Annotated in this window: 20 protein-coding genes and 1 riboswitch; of the genes, 15 read left to right on the top strand and 5 right to left on the bottom strand. The window is 62.7% G+C overall.

Features of this window, described 5'->3' with window-relative positions:
- From D1159_RS09690 to D1159_RS09680, 3 genes are all read right to left on the bottom strand, one after another.
- Positions 1 to 1,161, bottom strand: a complete 1,161-nt coding sequence (locus D1159_RS09690; RefSeq protein WP_161845472.1) for an aminotransferase class V-fold PLP-dependent enzyme — start codon at positions 1,159 to 1,161, stop codon at positions 1 to 3.
- 49 nt (positions 1,162 to 1,210) lie between these two features.
- Positions 1,211 to 2,452: a hypothetical protein gene (locus D1159_RS09685; protein WP_161845471.1), complete on the bottom strand. Its 1,242-nt coding sequence runs from the start codon at positions 2,450 to 2,452 to the stop codon at positions 1,211 to 1,213.
- A gap of 276 nt (positions 2,453 to 2,728) precedes the next feature.
- Positions 2,729 to 3,460 (bottom strand): carbon-nitrogen hydrolase family protein, encoded by a 732-nt coding sequence (locus D1159_RS09680; RefSeq protein WP_161845470.1) that lies wholly within the window; start codon positions 3,458 to 3,460, stop codon positions 2,729 to 2,731.
- Between the two features lie 296 nt (positions 3,461 to 3,756).
- Between D1159_RS09680 and D1159_RS09675 the strand changes: the two genes are divergently transcribed.
- The 4 genes from D1159_RS09675 to D1159_RS09660 all read left to right on the top strand — a co-directional run bounded on the left by D1159_RS09675 (position 3,757) and on the right by D1159_RS09660 (position 6,344).
- Complete coding sequence (locus D1159_RS09675; protein WP_347563670.1) at positions 3,757 to 4,485, top strand: WecB/TagA/CpsF family glycosyltransferase; 729 nt, start codon at positions 3,757 to 3,759, stop codon at positions 4,483 to 4,485.
- Between the two features lie 11 nt (positions 4,486 to 4,496).
- A complete protein-coding gene (locus D1159_RS09670; RefSeq protein WP_161845468.1) occupies positions 4,497 to 5,165 on the top strand; it encodes a deoxynucleoside kinase in 669 nt (222 codons plus the stop codon).
- Between the two features lie 65 nt (positions 5,166 to 5,230).
- Positions 5,231 to 5,776 carry a DJ-1 family glyoxalase III gene (locus tag D1159_RS09665; protein ID WP_161845467.1) on the top strand — a complete coding sequence of 182 codons (546 nt, stop codon included), beginning with the start codon at positions 5,231 to 5,233 and terminating at the stop codon, positions 5,774 to 5,776.
- On the top strand, positions 5,754 to 6,344 hold the full coding sequence (locus D1159_RS09660; protein WP_161845466.1) for a 5-formyltetrahydrofolate cyclo-ligase: 591 nt from the start codon (positions 5,754 to 5,756) through the stop codon (positions 6,342 to 6,344). The genes D1159_RS09665 and D1159_RS09660 overlap by 23 nt, the downstream gene beginning before the upstream one ends.
- A 47-nt stretch (positions 6,345 to 6,391) precedes the next feature.
- Here D1159_RS09660 and D1159_RS19175 read toward each other — a convergent pair whose 3' ends face one another.
- Positions 6,392 to 6,550, bottom strand: coding sequence for a hypothetical protein (locus D1159_RS19175; protein ID WP_202621015.1), 159 nt, complete (start codon positions 6,548 to 6,550; stop codon positions 6,392 to 6,394).
- 144 nt (positions 6,551 to 6,694) lie between these two features.
- Between D1159_RS19175 and mltG the strand changes: the two genes are divergently transcribed.
- From mltG to D1159_RS09610, 10 genes are all read left to right on the top strand, one after another.
- Complete coding sequence (gene mltG, locus D1159_RS09655) at positions 6,695 to 7,858, top strand: endolytic transglycosylase MltG (protein WP_161845465.1); 1,164 nt, start codon at positions 6,695 to 6,697, stop codon at positions 7,856 to 7,858.
- Between the two features lie 121 nt (positions 7,859 to 7,979).
- Positions 7,980 to 9,182 (top strand): U32 family peptidase, encoded by a 1,203-nt coding sequence (locus D1159_RS09650; RefSeq protein WP_347563664.1) that lies wholly within the window; start codon positions 7,980 to 7,982, stop codon positions 9,180 to 9,182.
- Positions 9,182 to 10,129, top strand: coding sequence for a tRNA glutamyl-Q(34) synthetase GluQRS (gene gluQRS, locus D1159_RS09645; protein ID WP_161845463.1), 948 nt, complete (start codon positions 9,182 to 9,184; stop codon positions 10,127 to 10,129). Before D1159_RS09650 ends, gluQRS begins: the two co-directional genes overlap by 1 nt.
- A 138-nt stretch (positions 10,130 to 10,267) precedes the next feature.
- A riboswitch (glycine riboswitch) is annotated at positions 10,268 to 10,378 on the top strand.
- Positions 10,379 to 10,534: 156 nt separating this feature from the next.
- Positions 10,535 to 10,912, top strand: a complete 378-nt coding sequence (locus D1159_RS09640; protein WP_347563669.1) for a GrdX family protein — start codon at positions 10,535 to 10,537, stop codon at positions 10,910 to 10,912.
- A 4-nt stretch (positions 10,913 to 10,916) separates the two neighbouring features.
- On the top strand, positions 10,917 to 12,197 hold the full coding sequence (locus D1159_RS09635) for a glycine/sarcosine/betaine reductase component B subunit (protein ID WP_161845461.1): 1,281 nt from the start codon (positions 10,917 to 10,919) through the stop codon (positions 12,195 to 12,197).
- A 14-nt stretch (positions 12,198 to 12,211) separates the two neighbouring features.
- A complete protein-coding gene (gene grdB, locus D1159_RS09630; protein ID WP_161845460.1) occupies positions 12,212 to 13,516 on the top strand; it encodes a glycine reductase complex selenoprotein B in 1,305 nt (434 codons plus the stop codon).
- Between the two features lie 361 nt (positions 13,517 to 13,877).
- Positions 13,878 to 14,315 (top strand): GNAT family N-acetyltransferase, encoded by a 438-nt coding sequence (locus D1159_RS09625; RefSeq protein ID WP_161845459.1) that lies wholly within the window; start codon positions 13,878 to 13,880, stop codon positions 14,313 to 14,315.
- Between the two features lie 25 nt (positions 14,316 to 14,340).
- Entirely contained in the window at positions 14,341 to 16,989 is a 2,649-nt protein-coding gene (gene alaS, locus D1159_RS09620) for an alanine--tRNA ligase (RefSeq protein ID WP_161845458.1), read from the top strand.
- A gap of 3 nt (positions 16,990 to 16,992) precedes the next feature.
- Positions 16,993 to 17,622, top strand: a complete 630-nt coding sequence (locus D1159_RS09615; protein WP_161845457.1) for a hypothetical protein — start codon at positions 16,993 to 16,995, stop codon at positions 17,620 to 17,622.
- 9 nt (positions 17,623 to 17,631) lie between these two features.
- Positions 17,632 to 17,970 (top strand): histidine triad nucleotide-binding protein, encoded by a 339-nt coding sequence (locus D1159_RS09610; protein ID WP_161845456.1) that lies wholly within the window; start codon positions 17,632 to 17,634, stop codon positions 17,968 to 17,970.
- A 52-nt stretch (positions 17,971 to 18,022) separates the two neighbouring features.
- Here D1159_RS09610 and D1159_RS09605 read toward each other — a convergent pair whose 3' ends face one another.
- A complete protein-coding gene (locus tag D1159_RS09605) occupies positions 18,023 to 19,351 on the bottom strand; it encodes an MATE family efflux transporter (protein WP_161845455.1) in 1,329 nt (442 codons plus the stop codon).
- 572 nt (positions 19,352 to 19,923) lie between these two features.
- Here D1159_RS09605 and D1159_RS09600 point away from each other — a divergent pair.
- On the top strand, positions 19,924 to 20,436 hold the full coding sequence (locus D1159_RS09600; RefSeq protein ID WP_161845454.1) for a GNAT family N-acetyltransferase: 513 nt from the start codon (positions 19,924 to 19,926) through the stop codon (positions 20,434 to 20,436).
- The last annotated feature ends 9 nt before the right edge of the window (positions 20,437 to 20,445 follow it).

Raw genomic sequence — 20,445 nt, 5'->3', positions numbered from 1 at the left:
CTACCGCCCCTCCCGGAGGAGGGCTTCCACCGCCCCGTGGACATAGTCCACATCCTCAGCGGACAGGAAGGGGCCCACAGAAAAGCGGACCGTCCCCTGGGGGTAGGTATTTAGCGTCTGGTGGGCGGCAGGGGCGCAGTGGAGGCCGCAGCGGGTGGCGATGCCGTACCCCTGCTCCAGCCGGAAGGCCATCTCCCCGTTGTCCCCCTGGAGAAAGTCCACGGAGACTACGCCGGTGCGGCGGTCCGGGTCCTCCGCCCCCGTCACCCGGAGGCCGTCCCCCTCCAGCTCCCTCAGCCGGGTCCACAGGCGGCGGGCCAGCGCGCGCTCCTTGGCCCGGAGCTCCTCTCCTTGGGCCTCCAGGAAGGCAAGGGCGGCGTGGAGGCCGTAGATGCCGGGGAGGTTGAGGGTGCCCGGCTCAAAGCGGTCGGGGAGGAAGGAGGGCATGTCCAGCTCGTGAGAGACGCTTCCCGTGCCGCCGGCCACCAGAGGATCGATCTGGGCGGCCAAGGCGTCGGTGAGCACCAGAGCGCCGATGCCTTGGGGCCCCAGAAGCCCCTTGTGCCCGGGAAAGGCGACGGCGTCAATGCCCATGGCCTTCATGTCGATGGGCAGGACGCCTGCGGTCTGGGCGGCGTCCACCAAAAAGAGCACCCCCCGCTCCCGGCACAGCCGCCCCACCGCCTGGACAGGCATCACCGTGCCGCACACGTTGGAGGCGTGGGTGAGAATCACCGCCCGCACTTGGGGGGTAATAAGGGCCTCCGCCTGGGAGAGGAGGAGCTCCCCCCTGTCGTTGCAGGGGAAAAAGTCCACCTGCACCCCCTGGGCCTGGAGCTGGGTGAGGGGGCGCAGCACGGCGTTATGCTCCATAGGGGAGGTGAGCACCCGGTCCCCCGGCTTGAGCAGCCCCTTGAGGAGAATATTCAGCCCATAGGTGGCCCCGGGGGTGAAGATCACATTGCGGGGGCCGGGGCCGCTGACCAGCCGGCAGAGCTGGTCCCGCGTGTCCAGGGCCAGAGAGGCGGCGTCGTAGGCGGACTGATAGCCCCCCCGGCCAATGTTACAGCCCACATTGACAATATAGTCCGCCATGGCCTCCCCCACGCCGGGGGCCTTGGGGTAAGAGGTGGCGCCGTTGTCCATATATACGCTTCTCATAGGGTTTTCTCCCTTTCCTTTGGGTGTTTTGCAGGGGTTCAAACAGACTCTAGGGCAAATCAGTCTCCAAAACCGAGTAGGGGAGACATTCCTCCCCCTCCATGCGGCGGAAGAGCTGCTCCAGGGCGGCGGCGGTGACGCTGCTGTCGTCCAGCAGGATGTGGACGGTATCCCGGCCGGCCAGTACCTGGGATATCAGCTGTCCCACATGGAAGGCGCTGCCGTCGGTACGGCCGTCCACCTGGGTGGTCCAAAACCGCCAGCCCTCCTGGCCCAGTGTGGTACGCAGCGCCCTGCCGCCGCCGTCGAGACATGCAATGTGGGTGCGGGTCCAGGCGATGCGCTCCAGCATCCGGCTGCCCTCCGACAGGGCGCCTGCGGCGGCATCGCCGCCGTCCACAAGCAGGCCTACCTGGTGTCCGGCGGCCAGGACGGCGCGCACCTGGGCTTCCTGCTGAACCAGCTGCTCCGGCCGGAAGAAAAAGACGGTGCGCAGGCCCTGACGGGACAGGGCGTCCAGAATGGCGGACAGGCCCTGCCCGCCGGTGCAGGCGAAAGCCAGGCGGGTGTGGATCTCCGGGCGGTCTGGGTCCTCTGGGTCCTCCGGAGCCTGCGTCGGCTGGGGCGCCGGGGAGGGCTGGGGAGGCGCCGGCGTGGCGGCGGGAGTGGACACAGGGGTGGGGGTGACCGTCAGACGCTGAACATACTGGTCATACCGCTGCTGCATCAGGGAGGCGGCGGAGCGCATGAAGCGGGTGTCATCCAGGACGGCGTAGCTGTTTTTAATGCGGATAAGCACGCCTGCGGAACGGGTGGGGCGGTAGCTGTACTGGAGGCCGAAAAACTGGCACACGCCGTTGGCGGGGAGGTAGACCCGGCCGTTGCGCACCACCGCCCGCATATCCATAGGGCCGTTGGTGGACTCGCAGGTCTGGGCATTGATGTCAAATTTCAGGGTGCCGCTGAGGCTGTAGAGGGTAAGCGTGTGGATCCCCCCCTCGTGGACCTGGCTGCATGAGATGCCCAGGTCCACCTTGGAGAGGTTTTTGTCAAAAATGGTGTAGGGGACATAGATAGTGCCGCCCACCGCGATGGGCATGTTGGCGGCGGTAAGACCGGTGTCCACGTCGATGAGGGTGTCGTTTACCGCCAGATGGTAGACCTGCACGTCTGTGGTGGCGGCGGCCAGCGGAAAGACCGCCAGCAGGATCAGCGCCGCGAGCAGCAGCGGCAGACCGGCCCTGGGCCTCATCCCCGGCGGGCGTACGGTCCATTTTCTTTTTCCTGACATGATTCAGACTTCTCCTGAACATATTGCGCGAAGAGGGGCGCGAAGATCTCCGGCCGCTGGTAGTGGCCGGCAAAGTCCTGAAGGACATGGGGAATCACCACATCGGAGGCAATACTGATTATACCACAGGGATCTGCCGGGTTCAATTTGTTTTAGCGGGTGCGCGCCGGCAGTTCTTCCCTGTGCGCACCATAAATGCAGCGCCTTGTTTTTCTCCGACCACCTGCGCTTCTCCCGGCTGGAAAATTCCATGATACCGTCCATAACGCGACTCCTCTATTCCCGATGGTCCGCCCGCACAAATGGAACGTCTATTTTTTCTGTGCAGAGGAGCTTATATTTGCGCGGGCGCCTGTAGGCGTTCCCGTGAATCTCTTCGCGGCAGTATTTCCGGATCATCTCCATGTCAAAAGCGGCGATCCATATTCCCTCTGACTCGTCCGCCTCCACAATGCAGGTATCTCTGGAGCCGGGGCAGTCAGGCAGATACGCCACGCCGTCGAAGGCGCTTGAGCGGCCGTTGCAGTTGGGAACCCCTGCGGGGTAGTTGCAGGTTGCGATTGCAAGCATGTTTTCGTATGCCCTGGCCCGAAGCTGGGACAGACGGTTGATCTCCATTGGGCAGGCGTTTGGCACAAGTATGATCTCGGCGCCTTTCAGCATCAGGATTCTTGCGCTTTCAGGAAATTCGCGGTCAAAGCATATCATGGCGCCAACCTTTACGATTCCAGACGCTGTATCCAGATCTGAGACATAAAAACCGTCACCGGGGGTCAGATTCCGCTCCACATCGAAATCACAGGTATGTACCTTAGAGAATTGAAGGACCCGTCTTCCAAAGCGGTCAAATAGGATCAGCGTGTTTTTCGGTCCGGTCTCCCACGCTTCGAGCAGCGTGATTCCAATCGCCAGATTCAGCTCCTTTGCCCTGCGGCAAAAGGAAATCCCCTTGTCAAGGGTGCTGTCCAGCGTATGTCCCGCAGCTATCTGCAATAAAGCGATTTTCATGGCGGCCTCTCTCCTCCTGCAGACAGTTGATCGCTTTGATTATAGCATGGGATCTGATCCGGCTCAATCTGTTTTCGTGAAATAGGGATACCATGCAGATTGTCAAAAAGCAAAATCTGAGGGTTTTGGAGGAAGGGATCCGTCAGGGTTCCCCCAATTTGAAGTGCTGAACACTGCGCTCAGTCCGGCGAAAACATTTTCCACAGGCTGACAATGATCGCGGCAGGTTTACTTTTCCGCCGCCTTGTGTTAAAATGGGAAAATCTATGGGACATGATATTCTGATCCGGAGGTCTGTGGATTTGAAAACCGAAGTACTGGGCGTGCGCTTTGACGATCTCTCTTTGGAGGAGATGGTCCACACCGCCGCCTCTCTCATTGAGGCGGGCGGCTTTCACTATGCGGTGACGCCCAACCCTGAATTTATTCTCTCCGCCCGGGATAATGAGGCCTTCCGCGAGGTGCTCAACCAGGCGGACCTGTCCATGCCGGACGGGATCGGCGTGATCTACGCCTCCCGCATTCTGGGCCGGCCCCTGAAAGGCCGGGTGCCGGGGATTGACTTTGCCAGCGGCCTTATCGCCTGGGCGGCCCGGACTGGCAGGCGGCTGTTCCTCCTGGGGTCAAAGCCCGGCATAGCGGAGCTGGCGGCGGCCTCCCTGCGGGGGCAGTACCCCGGCCTGACCGTGTGCGGCACCCACGACGGTTATTTTAAGGAGGACGCCCCCGTCGTCTCCGCCATTCAGGAGGCTCAGGCGGATGTGGTGCTGGTGGGCCTGGGGGCGCCCAAGCAGGAGCTGTGGATGGCGCAGAACGGCCCGGCCACCGGCGCGAAATTTATGATCGGCCTGGGGGGCGCCCTGGATGTGTTCGCCGGGGTCACCCAGCGGGCGCCGGAGCGGTGGCAGAAGATGGGGATGGAGTGGTGCTACCGCCTGATTCACGACCCCAAGCGGATCAGCCGCATGGCTAAGCTCCCCCTGGTGCTGGTTCAGGCTGCGGGCCAGCGCGTCCGGGGCAAATAGGGGGGATTTTATTGTCCGGTAAAGTGATTGTCTTTGAGGGGACGGATGGATCGGGGAAGTCAACCCAGTTCCGTCTGCTCTGCCAGAGGCTGGAGGCGGAGGGGCGCCCCTTTCAGAAGCTGGTCTTCCCCCAGTATCAAGAGCCGTCCTCCGCGCTGATTCAGATGTATCTCCGGGGGGAATTTGGCGCCTGCCCCGGGGATGTGAACGCCTACGCCGCCTCCGCCTTCTACGCGGTGGACCGGTACGCCGCGTGGAAAAAGGTGTGGGGGGCGTGGTATCAGACCGGCGGGCTGGTGCTGTCGGACCGGTATACCACCTCCAATGCCGTCCACCAGGCCTGCAAGCTGCCCCCGGAGGAGTGGGATGCCTTCTTTGACTGGCTGGACGACTTTGAGCACGCCCGGCTGGGCCTGCCCCGGCCAGACATTGTGATCTATCTGGACATGCCCACCCGGCAGGCGGCGGAGCTCCTCCGGGCCAGAGAGCGGGACACCCACACCAGCGGCGACATCCACGAGACCGATCTGGACTACCTGGCCCTGTGCCGCCGGACCGCCCACTCCGCCGCCGCCCGCCTGGGGTGGCGGACGGTTTCCTGCACAGATGGAGAAGGCCGGGTGCGCCCTATCTCAGCGCTTCACGATGAAATCTGGGCCCAGCTTTCCCGGGAACTATAGATTATTTCCCGCGCTCATTCGGAAACTCCCCTTTGAGATGATTATCACGATTGGAGGAAATCACAATGATTTTTATCCTGCTCGGTCAGGGATTTGAGGAGGCGGAGGCGCTGGTTCCGGCGGACCTGCTCCGCCGGGCCGGCCTGGAGGTGCTTCTGGTGGGGGTGGACTCCCTCCAGGTCACCGGGGGCCACGGCATCACCGTCCTGGCGGACTGCCTGCTGCGGGATGTGTCCGCGGATCAGGCCGATATGGTGGTGCTGCCCGGCGGGCTGGGGGGCGTGTACGCCATCCAGAGCAGCCTGCCCGCCCAGTCCCTCATCCAGGGGGCCTACGACCGGGGGATCTATCTGGCGGCCATCTGCGCCGCCCCCACCATTCTGGCGAATCTGGGGATACTGGACCGGAAGGGCGCCGTGTGCTACCCCGGCATGGAGGAGGAGATGGGCTCCGCTGTGGTGGAGAAGGGGACGCCCGTGGTCCACAGCGGCCATATCGTCACCGCCGAGGCCGCCGGATCCGTGTTTGAATTCGGCCTGAAGCTGGTAGAGGTCCTCCAGGGGGCCCAGGCCGCCCAGGAGGTCAGAGATGCCATACACTTCCATCACTGAGGAAAAGGCGGCCCTGCGCCGGGAGATCCGGGCCCGGATGAAGGCCCTTACCCTGCAGGAGCGCCAGGACGGGGACAGGCAGCTCTTCCGCCGCTTTTTGGATCTGGACGCCCTGCGCGATGCGGGAACCATCCTGCTCTACTGCGGCATGGGGGCGGAGCTGGACACCGCCCAGCTCTTCCAGCCCCTGCTCCGGATGGGCAAGACCGTGGCCCTGCCCCGGTGTACCGGCGTTCCGGGAGAGATGGAGGCCCGCCTTTATGACGGGGCCGTGCCCCTGGTGCGCCATCGGTATGGGATGCTGGAACCGCCGGAGGACAGCCCGGTAATTGCCCCGGAAGCCTTTGATCTGATTTTGATCCCCGGGCTGGCCTTTGACCGTTTTTGTTATCGGCTGGGCCAGGGCGGGGGATACTATGACCGTTATCTCCCCCGCACTGCCGCCGTTACCGCGGCCCTGTGCCGGGACTGCTTCCTGCTGGACGCCGTCCCCCGGGAGGGGCATGACCGGCCGGTGGACCTGGTGATCACCCAGAGCGGGATGTTCTCCGCCCCAAAAGCCCAGTAAAAAGGCGGGGCTTGCGCCCCGCCTTGTCATGTAGCGGTCTGACTGCCTCAGCAGCATACCTCACCGCCGCCGCAGCCGCAGTTGTTGCCGCCGCAGCCACAGCTGTTGTTTCCGCAGCTGCCGCCGCAGCCGCAGCATACCAGCAGGATGATGATGACCACAATCCAAAGACCGCCGTTGCCCCAACCGTTGTTACCAAAGCACATAAACAGTTCACCTCATATCTTTCTGGAAGAGAGCGCCGCTCCCTCCCGAACTGACTTATGCTATGCGCCGGCGGCGGAATTGGTGCACCACCTTTTTTATCTATCCCGGGCCGCGTCCCGGGCCCACAGTTAGGAGTTGAGTCCATGTCACAGGAATACGATCGCGCCTCCGGCCGCCGGGCCCAGGGGGGCCGGGAGAGCGGACGGCGTGCCCGCCAGGAGGAGGAGCCCCAGCGCCCGCCCCGCAAGCGCCGCCGGCGCAGGCTGGGGCCCCTCTTCGCCCTGCTCTATGTGGTGTTTGTCATCGGCATTTCCGCCCTTCTGGCCAAGGTGGGCTGGATGGCCGCCAGCGATATGCTGGCCCTGAACAAGGCGCCCCATACCGCCACAATTGCCATCCGGGAGGGGGCCACGGTAGACGAGGTGGCCGATATTTTGGAGGAGAACGGCCTGATTGAGTACAAATTTGTGTTCAAGCTCTTCGCGGCCCTCACCAAGGTAGAGGAGCGCAGCAAGATCACCGCCGGCACCTATGATCTGGACACGGATATGGACTACCGGGCCCTGATTGACAGCATGGGCAAGGGCTCCGCCAGCCGCAAGGAGGTGGAGATCACCATTACCGAGGGCATGACGCTGGATCAGATCTTCGCCCTGCTGGAGCAGAATGAGGTTTCCACGGTGGAAAAGCTCCGGGATGTGGCCGCAAACCACCAGTTTAAGTACTCCTTCCTGAAGGATCTGCCCACTGGGGACTACCACCGGCTGGAGGGCTATCTCTTCCCCGACACCTATCACTTCTATATGGGCGGGGACCCCCTGCAGATCCTCAACAAGATGATCCTCCGCTTTGACGAGGTGTTTACCGATGATCTGCGCCAAGTGGCTGCAGACCGGGGCTATACCGTGGCCCAGATCGTCAACATCGCCTCTATGATTGAGAAGGAGACCGACGGCAGCGACCAGACCAACATCGCCTCGGTGATCTACAACCGCCTGGAGCGGCCCAACAGCGAGACCGGCAGCACTCTGGGCATCGATGCCACCATCCTCTACGTCACCGGCGGCACGGTGGTGGACGTAAACGCGGACACCCCCTACAACACCCGCATACACCCCGGCCTGCCCCCCACGGCCATCTCCAACCCGGGCCTTGTGGCCATCCGGGCCGCTTTGTACCCGGCGGATACTGAGTACTATTACTACGCCCTGGGGGACGACGGCACCCACTCCTTCTTCCGTACGCTGAAGGGACAGCAGGACTTTATCGCCACCCAGGAGCGGTATCAAACCCAAACTCAGAATTAAACAATAAAAGCCTGTAGTCACAGCCGGGAGGCCCTGGCAGGACGGTTGTGAAAAAAGGGGCTGAGCAATACGGCGGGCGCGGCTGACCGCGCCCGCCGTATTGTCAGGAAGGATGATGAGCATGGAACTTCTTTCCCCGGCGGGGGACAGAGAGCGGCTGAACATGGCCGTGGCCTATGGGGCGGACGCGGTCTATCTGGCGGGAAACAGCTTCGGAATGCGGGCCTTCGCGGGGAATTTCTCCCCTGACGCCCTGACGGACGCGGCGGCCCACTGCCGTGCCCATGGAGTCAAGGTCTACGTCACCTGCAACACCATGCCCCGCAACGGGGAGATGGACCGCCTCCCCGCCTGGCTGGAGGTGATAGACGCCGCCGGGGCCGACGGCGTCATTCTGGCGGACCTGGGGGCCTTTCAGCTGGCGGGGAAGTACGCCCCCAGGCTCAAGCGGCACATCTCCACCCAGGCGGGGATCACCAACTACGCCGCCGCCCGGGCGTGGCACGACCTGGGGGCGGACCGGGTAATTCTCGCACGGGAGCTCTCTCTGGACGAGGTGGCCCAGCTGAGAGCCAAGACCCCCAAGACCCTGGAGATTGAGGCCTTTGTCCATGGGGCCATGTGTGTGAGCTACTCCGGCCGGTGCGTGCTGTCCAACTACATGACCGGCCGGGACGCCCAGCGGGGGGCCTGCGCCCAGCCCTGCCGGTATCAGTACGCCCTGATGGAGGAGAAGCGCCCCGGGGAGTACTTCCCTGTCTTTGAGGAAAACGGGGAGACCTTTATTCTCAACAGCCGGGATATGTGCATGATTGATCACATCCCCGCCCTGCTGGAGGCGGGGGTGGACTCCCTGAAAATTGAGGGCAGGGCCAAGAGCGCCTACTACGCCGGGGTGATTACCGGGGCCTACCGCCACGGGGTGGACGCCGCGCTGTCCGGCCAGCCCCTGTCCCCCCTGTGGCGGGACGAGGTGGAGAAGGTGAGCCACCGGCACTACTCCACCGGCTTCTGGTTCGGCCAGCCCGGCCAGTACACAGCCGACGCCCGCTACATCCGGGATTATCAGGTGTGCGCCGTGGTGGAGTCCTGCACCCCTGACGGACAGGCCTGGTGCTCGCTGCGCAACAAGTTCCGGGCGGGAGATACGCTGGAGCTGGTGGGACCCGATGTGGCGCCCTTCTCCCTGAAAATCCCATTGATGGAGGACGAGGAGGGCTGTCCTCTGGCGGAGCCCCGCACCCCCCAGATGAAATTCACCCTCCACCTGCCTCGGGCGGTGCCGCCCCTGTCTGTGCTGCGCCGCCGGGCGGAGGGGTTATAGTGGACGGGCCGGTGAGGGGCCGCTTCGCCCCCAGTCCCAGCGGCCGGATGCACCTGGGGAATGTATTTACCGCTCTGCTGGCCTGGCTGTCCGTCCGCGCCGCCGGGGGCACAATGGTGCTGCGGATGGAGGATCTGGACCCGGACCGGTGCCGGAGCGCATACGCCCGGCAGGTGGCGGAGGATCTGCGCTGGCTGGGCCTGGACTGGGACGAGGGCTACGAGAAGGGGGGGCCCTACGGACCTTACCTCCAGAGTGCGCGCACGTCCTGCTACGCCGCCGCCTTCGCCGCCCTGGAGGAAAAGGGGCTGATCTACCCCTGCTACTGCACCCGGGCGGAGCGGCTCGCCGCCGCCGCCCCCCACCAATCCGACGGACAGACCGTCTACAATGGCCGGTGCAGAAGCCTCTCCCCCGAAGGGCGGGAAGCACTGGCCCGCACCCGGCGGCCGGCCTGGCGGGTGATGGTGCCGGAGGAGCGGGTGTCTGTTGTGGACGGACATCTGGGCCCCTTTGCGCAGCGCTTGGACCAGGACTGCGGAGACTTCATTGTCCGCCGGTCCGACGGAGTATACGCCTACCAGCTGGCGGTGGTGGCGGACGACGGAGCGATGCAGATCAACCAGGTGGTCCGGGGGCGTGATTTGTTGGACTCCACCCCGCGGCAATGCTGGCTTTACCGGCTTCTGGGCCTGCCGGAGCCGAAGTTTTTCCATGTGCCCCTCCTCCTGGCGGAGGACGGACGGCGGCTGTCCAAGCGGGACGGAGATCTGGACTTGTCCGCTCTGGGCCGGCGGTTTTCCGCCCCGGAGATCGTGGGCCGGCTGGCCTTTTTGGCCGGACTTCAGCCCGCCCCCCGGCCCTGTGTCCCCCAGATGCTGATCCCCGCCTTTTCCTGGGGGAAAATTACAAAAAACGACATTATTTTAAAGACTGGACTGTTCTGAATTTAAACCTATCAGTATATAAACTGTGTAATTCGTGGAAAGATAGGGCCTTGTGAATAATGTTTATTGTTTAAATGGTATTGTATTAAAAAAGCCGATATGTTATAATACGGTCATCGACAAAATCAATATAGCTGGATGATGACTGCGGGAGAGCGCCGGATCAGACTGGGACGGCCACCGAAGGTATAAGCGGGCCATGGCCGAGTGGGCCGCGAACTTCTCAGGTAACGGTACCGCAGCCGGACAGGACTCTGAAAAGACCATAATCTCCGTATTGTGGCGCCGAAGGGGCAACCCCCGTTTACGGGGGGAATCTCTCAGGTTTTTAACAGGGTGCAGGGCAGTACGTAACCGGTCTACCCTGCGCCCCGTTTTCACAAAGGAGAGAAGGCTTTGATTCTGGTGACAAACAACGAGAAAGTCCGTCAGGCCTACGGCGGGCTGTGTACCCTTCAGTTTGTGGAGGGTGGACACACCGACGTGCTGTGCGCCGTGCGCGACCTGATCCACCAGGGCCACAAGCTGCTCACCCATCCCCTGGCAGGCAGCGTCAAGCCCAACGAGACACCCTTCCGTTCCGTGGCGCTGACCAGGGAGACCGGGGGGCTGGACATGGACTCTCTCACCCTGATTGAGTCCGCCCTCGCGGTCTGCCGGCAGTTCAAGCCCCGCTTCCAGCGGGGGGAGGACGCGCCGGAGAGTATGCGCGAAGACTTTGCGGAAATCGACTATCGGCTTATCCACGGGGCGCTGGCCCCTCATTTACAAAAAGGAGAGTGAGACTATGCGGCTGGAATTAGGCGAAATTCACATCAGCGACATTAAGCTCGGCGACTGCTCCAAGGTGGACAGCGGCACCCTCTACGTCAATGTAGAGGAGCTGCGTGCTCTGCTGCTGGAGGACGAGGATCTTGCCAGCGTCGAATTCGACGTGGTTCATCCCGGCGAGTCTGTCCGCGTCATCCCCGTTAAGGATGTTATCGAGCCCCGCGTCAAGGTAGAGGGCCCCGGCGGCGTGTTCCCCGGCGTCATCTCCAAGGTGGGCACTGTGGGCAGCGGCAAGACCCATGTTCTCAAGGGCTGCGCCGTGGTCACCACCGGCAAGGTGGTGGGCTTCCAGGAGGGCATCATCGACATGACCGGCCCCGGCGCCGACTACACCCCCTTCTCCAAGCTCCACAACCTGGTCATGATCTGCGAGCCCAAGGAGGGCATCAAGCAGCACCAGCACGAGCACGCCATCCGGATGGCCGGCCTGAAGGCCGCCACCTACCTGGGCGAGCTGGCCCGCACCCTGACGCCCGACGAGACCAAGGTGTACGAGACCTCCGGCGTCATGAGCGGCAAGGAGAAGTACCCCGACCTGCCCCGCGTGGGCTATGTCCTGATGCTCCAGAGCCAGGGCCTGCTCCACGACACTTACGTCTACGGCGTTGACATGAAGCGCTCCATGCCCACCATCCTCAACCCCACCGAGACCATGGACGGCGCGATTCTGAGCGGCAACTGCGTGTCCGCCTGCGACAAGAACACCACCTATCACCACCTGAACAACCCGGTGATTCACGATCTGCTGGAGCAGCACGGCAAGACCATCAACTTTGTGGGCGTCATCATCACCAATGAGAACGTCTACCTGATGGACAAGGAGCGTTCCTCTGACTGGTCCACCAAGCTGGCCTCCTTCCTGGAGCTGGACGGCGCCCTGGTCAGCCAGGAGGGCTTCGGCAACCCGGATACCGACCTGATCATGAACTGCAAGAAGCTGGAGGCCGCGGGGATCAAGACCGTCATCATCACCGACGAGTACGCCGGCCAGGACGGCGCTTCCCAGTCCCTTGCGGACGCCGACCCCGCCGCCAACGCGGTGGTTACCGGCGGCAACGCCAACATGGTCATCCACCTGCCCAAGATGGACAAGGTGATCGGCCATCCCGAGGCTGCCAACATCATCGCCGGCGGCTTTGACGGTTCCCTGGAGGCTGACGGCTCCATCACCGCCGAGCTCCAGGTCATTACCGGCGCCACCAATGAGATGGGCTTCAACAAGCTCAGCGCCAGATAAGGAGGAGAGCTGTAATGAGTTTGAAAGTCGTTCACTATATCAACCAGTTCTTCGCTCAGATCGGCGGCGAGGAGAAGGCTGATTATCCCCCCGAGTACCGTGAAGGTGCCGTGGGCCCCGGCCTGGCCCTCAACACCGCGTTCAAGGGCGAGGCTGAAATCGTGGGCACCGTGATCTGCGGCGACTCCTATTTCAACGAGAACCTGGACACCGCCAAGGCCACTGTGCTCAAGATGATCTCCGACGCCAAGCCCGACGTGGTCATCTGCGGTCCCGCCTTCAACGCCGGCCGTTACGGCGTGGCCTGCGGCACCGTGGCCGCCGCCGTTAAGGACGAGCTGAAGCTGCCTGTGGTCACCGGCATGTATGAGGAGAACCCCGGCGCCGACATGTTCAAGAACAAGGTGTATATCATCGCCACCAAGAACAACGCCGCCGGTATGCGCCAGGCCGCTCCCAAAATGGCCGCTCTGGCCATCAAGCTGGGCAAGGGCGAGAAGATCGGCGCCTCCGCCGAGGAGGGCTATATGCCCAACGGCCTGCGCGTCAACTTCTTCGAGGCTGAGCGGGGTTCCACCCGCGCCGTGAAGATGCTGCTGGCCAAGCTGGCGGACAAGCCCTTCACCACGGAGTTCCCCATGCCCTCCTTTGACCGTGTGGCCCCCAATCCCGCTGTGGCCGACATCTCCAAGATGAAAGTGGCGCTGGTTACCTCCGGCGGTACTGTGCCCAAGGGCAACCCGGATCACATTGAGTCCTCCTCCGCTTCCAAGTTCGGCAAGTACAGCATCGCCGGCGTGGAGGATCTGACCGCTGAGAACTCCGAGACCGCCCACGGCGGCTACGACCCGGTCTACGCCAACGAGGACTCCGACCGCGTGCTCCCTGTGGACGCCCTGCGCAAGATGGAGAAAGAGGGCAAGATCGGCTCTCTGCACGAGTTCTACTACACCACCGTAGGCAACGGCACCGCCGTGGCCAGCGCCAAGAAGTACGGCGCCGCGATTGCTCAGGATCTTCTGGATGCCGGCGTACAGGCCGCCATCCTCACCTCTACGTGAGGCACCTGCACACGTTGCGGTGCAACGATGGTAAAAGAGATTGAGCGCGCTGGTATCCCCGTGGTGCATATCTGCACCGTCACCCCCATCTCCCTGACCGTTGGCGCGAACCGGATTGTTCCCGCCATCGCCATCCCCCATCCCCTGGGCAACCCCGCCCTCACCCATGAGGAGGAGTTCGACCTGCGCTACAAGATGGTGGAGAAGGCCCTCAAGGCCCTGGAGACCCCCGTGGACGACCAGACCGTCTTCGACTAAGCAAAGATTTCCTCCGCCCCGCTGTCCAGATGGACGGCGGGGCGGTTTTTGGGGTAATTTCGCCGTTGACAACGGCGGAAAGTGTGATACAATAACTGCGTAGTTTTGATACCGAGACCGGCGTTGAAGGAACGAAGCGGAACCGGCCAGGCCCCAAGCGAGAGGGAATTGGTGAGAGCCCTCGGCCCGCGGTCCGTATGCCACGCCTGAGCTGTTCGTGACGAGCGGACCGCTTCGCCCCCGTTATTGGGCGGTTTGAGACGTCCCTGTTTGGGATAATCAGGGTGGTACCGTGGATTTTTCCGCCCCTGGCCGACGCCGGGGGCGGTTTTTCGTTTGGAAGGATTGACAGGGGGGAGACATGACAGTCAGGGAGGTCCGGAGGCAGGATCTATATGGCTTGCTCACGCTGTATACACAGCTCCACAATAATCCCATGCCGGAGGAGAGTCAGGCATTGTCTGCACTGTGGGCGGATATCCTTCAAGATAGGAATCACCACATTATCGTGGCGGAAAGGGGAGGACAGATTGTTTCCTCCTGTGTTCTCACTGTTATTCCAAATCTGACCCACGGACAGCGGCCCTACGCACTGATTGAAAATGTAATCACAGACGCCAGACACAGAAGGCAGGGACTGGCAGCTGCCTGCCTCGCCTTTGCGAAGCAGATTGCGCAGGAATGTCATTGCTATAAAATAATGCTGCTGACTGGGAGCAGAGAGGAAAATACCCTGCGCTTTTACCGGAACGCCGGCTATAACAGCCAGGACAAAACCGCTTTTATCCAGTGGATTTAACGAAACAAGATGGAGGTAACGACCAATGCCAAACAAACCCTATGGAGTGAACGAGCTCCGGGAGATGTTCCTGAAATTTTTTGAGACCAAGGGCCATCTCCGTCTCCCCAGCTTTTCCCTGGTGCCCCAGAACGACGCGTCTCTGCTGCTGATTAACTCCGGCATGGCGCCTATGAAGCCCTACTTTACCGGCGAGAAAGAGCCCCCCCGCAACCGCGTCTGTACCTGCCAGAAGTGCATCCGCACCGGTGACATTGACAACATCGGCAAAACCGCCCGCCACGGCACCTATTTTGAGATGCTGGGCAACTTCTCCTTCGGTGACTACTTCAAAAAGGAGGCCATTGCCTGGTGCTGGGAGTTCCTCACCTCCCCAGAGTGGGTGGGCCTGGACCCGGAGCGCCTCTATCCCTCCGTCTATCAGGACGATGACGAGGCCTTCGCAATCTGGAACAAGGACATCGGTATTCCCGCCGAGCGGATTTTCCGCTTCGGCAAGGAGGATAACTTCTGGGAGCACGGCTCCGGCCCCTGCGGCCCCTGTTCCGAGGTCTACTACGACCGGGGAGAGCAGTACGGCTGCGGCAAAGGGGGCTGCACCGTGGGCTGCGACTGCGACCGGTATATGGAGGTCTGGAACAACGTCTTCTCCCAGTTCAACAACGACGGGGAGGGGCACTACACCGACCTGGCCCAGAAGAATATTGACACTGGCATGGGCCTGGAGCGGCTGGCAGTGGTGTGTCAGGATGTGCCCTCGCTCTTTGACGTGGATACGGTGATGAACATCACCAACAAGGTGTCCGAGATCACCCACGCCCACTATGGCGAAAGCGCCAAGACCGACGTGTCCCTGCGCATTATCACCGACCACATCCGCTCCGCTGCTTTTATGATCTGCGACGGAGTGCTCCCATCCAACGAGGGCCGGGGCTATGTGCTGCGCCGGCTGCTTCGCCGGGCGGCCCGCCACGGCAAGCTGCTGGGAGTCAACGACCCCTTCCTGTACGAGGTGTGCGCCGCGGTCATCGGGGAGAACGAGGGCCATTACCCCGAGCTGCGGGAGCGGCAGGCCTATCTTACAAAAGTTATCCGGGTGGAGGAGGAGAACTTCGCCCGGACCATCGACGGCGGTATGCGCATCTTTGACGATATGCTCTCCAGCCACAAGGCCAAGGGGGAAAAGGTGTTCTCTGGGGCCGACGCCTTTAAGCTCTACGACACCTACGGCTTCCCCGTGGATCTGACCACGGAGATGGCCGGGGAGCAGGGCCTCACCGTGGACGAGGAGGGGTTCCGCGCCCTGATGCAGGAGCAGAAGACCCGGGCCCGGAAGGCCAGAGAGGCCCTGGGCGACCTGGGCTGGGCCGGGGTGGAGTTCGGCAAGGAGCTGCCGGAGACCCGGTTTATGGGCTATGACAGCCACGTCACCCAGGGCAAAATCCTGGCCATTGTGGCCGAGGAGGAGCTGCGGGACCAGATCGTGGCGGGGACCCAGGCCATTCTGGTGCTGGACCAGACCACCATGTACGCCGAGATGGGCGGCCAGGTGGCGGACCACGGCCGAATTGAGGGCCCCGGCGGGGTGTTTGAGGTCGCCGATGTGCAGAAGAACAAGGGCGGCAAGTATATGCACTACGGCGTGGTGAAGTCCGGCTCCCTGAAGGTGGGGGATGTGGCCACCGTATCCATCGACAGCGAGCGCCGTAAGGCCATCATGCGGGCCCACTCCGCCACCCACATGCTGGACGCCGCCCTGCGCCAGGTGCTGGGGGATCACGTCCATCAGGCGGGTTCGCTGGTGGAGCCAGACCGGCTGCGCTTCGACTTCACCCACTTTGAGGCCGTCACCCCCGAGCAGCTGGCCCAGGTGGACGGGCTGGTGAACAGCAAAATTCTGGAGGGCATCCCCGTGGTGACCGAGGAGCTGCCCATTGAGCAGGCCAAGCAGAAGGGGGCCGTGGCCGTTTTTGGCGAGAAGTACGGGGACATCGTCCGTGTGGTGGAGATGGGGGAGTTCTCCATGGAGTTCTGCGGCGGCACCCATCTGGACAACACCGCCAAGGCCGGGGTGTTCCACATCGACAGCGAGTTCTCCGTGGCCTCCGGCGTGCGCCGCATTGAGGCCACCACCGGCGCCCTGTCCCTGGAGATTATGAACCGCAACCAGAAGCTGCTCTTTGAGGCGGCGGCGGTGCTGAAGACCCGCCCGGGCGAGCTGCGGGAGAAGGCCATTCAGAACACAGAGGAGCTCAAGGAGCTGCGCCGTCTGGTGGAGCACTTCAAGTCCAAGGAGGCCGTGGGCGAGGCAGGCCGCTTCCTCATGGGCGCCAAGGATGTGGGGGGCCTGAAGGTGCTGACCGCCGCCCTCAGCGATGCCGACGCCAGCCGCCTGCGCAAAATGGGTGATTTCCTGCGGGACAAGGATCCCTGGGTGGTGGCGGTGCTGGCCACTGTCAACGAGGGCAAGATCACCTTCCAGGCCGTCTGCGGCAAGGAGGCCGTGGGCAAGGGCGTCAAAGCCGGGGATATCATCAAAACCATCGCCCCGGTCTGCGGCGGCAAGGGGGGCGGCAAGCCCGACTCCGCCATGGGGGGCGGTACCGATGTGCTCAAGCTGGATGACGCCCTGGCCATGGTGGACGGCTTCGTGGCGGAGAAGCTGGGGGTGTAGCGTATGCTCTCTGTTCCCATCCTGCGCTGCGTTCTGGATCTGGCGCTGCCCTCTGTCCTGGCGCTGTCCGGCCTGTCCCAGCCCGCCCCGCCCGCCGGGGCGGGGGAACTGCCCCCGGCCTACGCCGCCCTGCTGGCGGGAGAGATCTCTGCCCCGGCGGATGAGGATTGGGGGGCGCGGCTGGCCGCGGACCTGGACCGGGAGGACTGGGCGTGGGAATACGCCCTTACCGACCTGGACGGGGACGGGGCGCCGGAGCTCTTCCTCCGCCTGGCGGACACCCCCGCTATCTCCCGGATCTTTCACGAGGCGGAGGGCGCCGTCCAGTGCTGGTACTGGCAGGACCACGAGATGAATTACGTGGTGGAGCCCCTCACCGACGGCAAAATTCTGGTCATGTATGACTACGGCGGCGTCCTCTCCCACAGCGTCTACACCATGGACGAAACCGGCCGGGGGGAGCAGCCCCTGGAGTCCTGGGCCCACCGCTACAGCAGCGAGCCGCCCGGTACCCCTCTGTCCTGGTCCTACAACGGCCGGGAGGTGGACGCACAGACCTATACAGACCTGTTTATTCAAAATCTCCAGCCCCGGCGGACGGTGGTGTGGAGTCCCATTTCATCCTGTGATTAGGAGGTTTCTATGTCTGACTGTCTGTTCTGTAACATCGCGGCGGGAGGGATCCCGTCCAACAAGGTCTACGAGGACGATCAGTGCCTGGCGTTTCACGACATTGACCCCCAGGCGCCCACCCATTTTCTGGTGATTCCAAAGACCCACATCCCCTCCTGCGGGGCGGTGACGGCGGAGAACTCCGCCGTGGTGGCCCATATCTTCGAGGTGATTTCCAAGGTCACCAAAGAGCTGGGGATCACCGACTTCCGGGTGGTGTCCAACTGCGGGGCCCAGGCGGGCCAGAGCGTGGCCCACCTGCACTTCCATGTCCTGGCCGGCCGGGATATGACCTGGCCTCCGGGCTAAACACAAAAAGTGCCTCCGTCCCTTACTGTGGGGGCGGAGGCGCTTTTTTGCGTTAAAAGATATGAAATCGGGTGTGCAGGCGGCGGAGGAGGGGGAGCACCAGGGCCACGGTGAGCAGCTCGGACACGGGGATGGCCAGCCAGACACCGGTAAGCTGCCAGAAATAGGCCATGGCCGCCACAGCGGCGATCTCCAGCACCAGCGTCCGGGCGAAGGAAATCTGGGCGGAGGTGGTTCCGTCTCCCAGGGCAGTAAAGAGTGCGGAGGCGGAGATGTTCAGCCCCGAGAAGAGGAAGGACAGGGCGAACAGGCGGAAGCCCTCCACCGCCATGGCGTATACGCTGCTGCCCGGCTGGAAAAAGGCCCCCACAATCTGTTCCGCCCCCAAAATGGAAACGCCGAAAATCAGCACAGACGCCCCCAGCACAAACCACAGGCACTGCCGGAGCACCCGGCGGAGGTAGTCCCGGTGCTCCGCCCCGAAGTGGTAGGAAATCACCGGCCCCGCCCCCATAGTAAATCCGAAGAAAAGGGAGGTCATGAGAAACTGGCAGTAGAACATGGCGGTAATGGCGGCTACACCGTCTGTTCCAGCGAAGCGCAGCGTGTAGAAGTTAAACAGCAGAGTGGTCACAGCCGCGGACAGATTGGTCACCATCTCCGACGATCCGTTGGCGCAGGTGCGCAGCAGCATCCGCCCCTCCCACCGGGGGCGGACGAAGTGCAGGCCCTTCCGGTTCCAGAAAAAGAAGATCAGGCCGCCAGCGGCGGCGATGCAGTAACCGCCGCCGGTGGCCAGGGCTGCCCCCGCCACCCCAAGCTTTCCCGGCACGATGAGCAGATAGTCAAAGACCATGTTGAAGCCGCCCGCGGCCATGCTCATACCCAGGCCCAGCTTTGGCCGGCCGGCGGTGATGAGAAAGCTCTGAAACTGGTATTGCAGGGCGGCCGCGGCGTTGAAGCAGATGAGGGTTCCCAGATAGACCCGGCTGGGCTGTAAAGTGGCGCCCTCCGCCCCCAGCCAGCGGCACAGAGGCTCCAGCTGCCACAGGGTCAAGGCCGTCACTGTCCCAGCCACTACCGCCGCCGCCAGCATCACCAGCGTAAAGGCCCGGTTGGCCTCCTCCATACGGCCCTGGCCCATGCGGATGGCCACAATGGCGCCGCCGCCGGTGGAAAACATAAAGCTCAGCCCCATGGCCGTGCTCTGGACGGGATAGATCAGATTCAGCGCCGCCATGGCCTCCGCCCCCACGTAGTTGGACACGAAATACCCGTCCACCACGGTGTAGAGAGAGGTAAACATCATCATAATGATAGAGGGCAGCGCGAAGCGCAGCAGCTCCGGAAAGCGGAACTCCTGCGCAAGCTGTTGTTCCATGGAATTCTCCTCCTGAATTAGATCATATATCATTCCGGTCTGTGGAAAAAGCCCCGCTTTCTCCGGCGGCGTGTCCATCAGGGAAAACCCATCTAATAAAAAGCAGGCGCTGTCCTATCCAGAGGACAGCCGCCTACATGACAATAAAGGAAAGAAAGGTACCTGCCGCGGTGCGGAGACCGCTTGCATTCGACGGGGAAACTAAGTACAACCCTGCCTGCATATTCTCTGCATACACACGCAGGCGTCGTTCCAATCTCAGACCGTATCTGACAGGATACCATGCAATATATGGATTGTCAATCATTTTTTGCGCTTATTTGACATGGAAAGGAATGAGAGAACAGATTCCCCCCTTGTCAACCGGCCGCACAGCCATTATAATAAAGGCAGCGAAAAAAGGAAATCTTTGCGGCCAAAACTGCCCCTGGCTGGGTTAAAAATTTTGAAATTCACCCAGGATTCCTGCGATTTTTTGCCTTGCCGCCGGCAAGGCTGTCTCGCAAATCGGCAGGTCTTGGCGGTTGGCACAGCGTCTGAGATCAATTTATCACAGGGAGGAGTTGTGTACTATGATTCGTCGTGCGGCACCCCAAGATCTGGATGGTGTTGCGGAGCTGTATAACGCTGTGCTCCGCTGGGAGTCCCAGGGCCGGGTCCGTACCGGCTGGGAGGGGGAGGGCGGTCCCAACCGGGACACCGCCCGGGCCGCCGGGAAGGCCGGTACGCTCTATGTCTGTATCCAGGGGGGCGACGTGGCCTGCGCCGCGGTGCTCATCCCCGGCCAGCCGGAGGGCTTTGCCGGGGTGGACTGGTCTGAGAGCGCCAAGCGGGGAGAGGTGCTCACCGTCCAGGACCTGGCGGTTCACCCTGTCCTGTGGCGGCGGGGCACTGGCCGGAGCATGATGGCCTTTGCCGAGGGACTGGCGGCGGGAAAGGGCCGGAGTGTGGTCCGCCTGTCCGTGTGCGGGGAGAACCAGGCCGCCCGGGCCTTCTTCCAGTCCGCCGGCTACCGGCACGCAGGTACCGTGGGCGCCTTGGCCTATTATGAGAAAAACCTCATCCCAGAGCTGGAGCAGGGCTGAGGCCAGCGG

The organism is Pseudoflavonifractor sp. 524-17 (assembly GCF_009935845.1).
Taxonomy (GTDB): domain Bacteria; phylum Bacillota; class Clostridia; order Oscillospirales; family Oscillospiraceae; genus Pseudoflavonifractor_A.
This window is presented reverse-complemented; position numbering and strand designations above follow the sequence as displayed.

Coding starts and splice junctions, on each gene's coding strand:
- D1159_RS09690 (WP_161845472.1), bottom strand. CDS start 1,161: ATGAGAAGCGTATATATGGACAACGGCGCCACCTCTTACCCCAAGGCC.
- D1159_RS09685 (WP_161845471.1), bottom strand. CDS start 2,452: ATGTCAGGAAAAAGAAAATGGACCGTACGCCCGCCGGGGATGAGGCCC.
- D1159_RS09680 (WP_161845470.1), bottom strand. CDS start 3,460: ATGAAAATCGCTTTATTGCAGATAGCTGCGGGACATACGCTGGACAGC.
- D1159_RS09665 (WP_161845467.1), top strand. CDS start 5,231: ATGATTTTTATCCTGCTCGGTCAGGGATTTGAGGAGGCGGAGGCGCTG.
- D1159_RS09660 (WP_161845466.1), top strand. CDS start 5,754: ATGCCATACACTTCCATCACTGAGGAAAAGGCGGCCCTGCGCCGGGAG.
- D1159_RS19175 (WP_202621015.1), bottom strand. CDS start 6,550: ATGTGCTTTGGTAACAACGGTTGGGGCAACGGCGGTCTTTGGATTGTG.
- mltG (WP_161845465.1), top strand. CDS start 6,695: ATGTCACAGGAATACGATCGCGCCTCCGGCCGCCGGGCCCAGGGGGGC.
- D1159_RS09650 (WP_347563664.1), top strand. CDS start 7,980: ATGGAACTTCTTTCCCCGGCGGGGGACAGAGAGCGGCTGAACATGGCC.
- D1159_RS09635 (WP_161845461.1), top strand. CDS start 10,917: ATGCGGCTGGAATTAGGCGAAATTCACATCAGCGACATTAAGCTCGGC.
- D1159_RS09625 (WP_161845459.1), top strand. CDS start 13,878: ATGACAGTCAGGGAGGTCCGGAGGCAGGATCTATATGGCTTGCTCACG.
- alaS (WP_161845458.1), top strand. CDS start 14,341: ATGCCAAACAAACCCTATGGAGTGAACGAGCTCCGGGAGATGTTCCTG.
- D1159_RS09615 (WP_161845457.1), top strand. CDS start 16,993: ATGCTCTCTGTTCCCATCCTGCGCTGCGTTCTGGATCTGGCGCTGCCC.
- D1159_RS09610 (WP_161845456.1), top strand. CDS start 17,632: ATGTCTGACTGTCTGTTCTGTAACATCGCGGCGGGAGGGATCCCGTCC.
- D1159_RS09605 (WP_161845455.1), bottom strand. CDS start 19,351: ATGGAACAACAGCTTGCGCAGGAGTTCCGCTTTCCGGAGCTGCTGCGC.
- D1159_RS09600 (WP_161845454.1), top strand. CDS start 19,924: ATGATTCGTCGTGCGGCACCCCAAGATCTGGATGGTGTTGCGGAGCTG.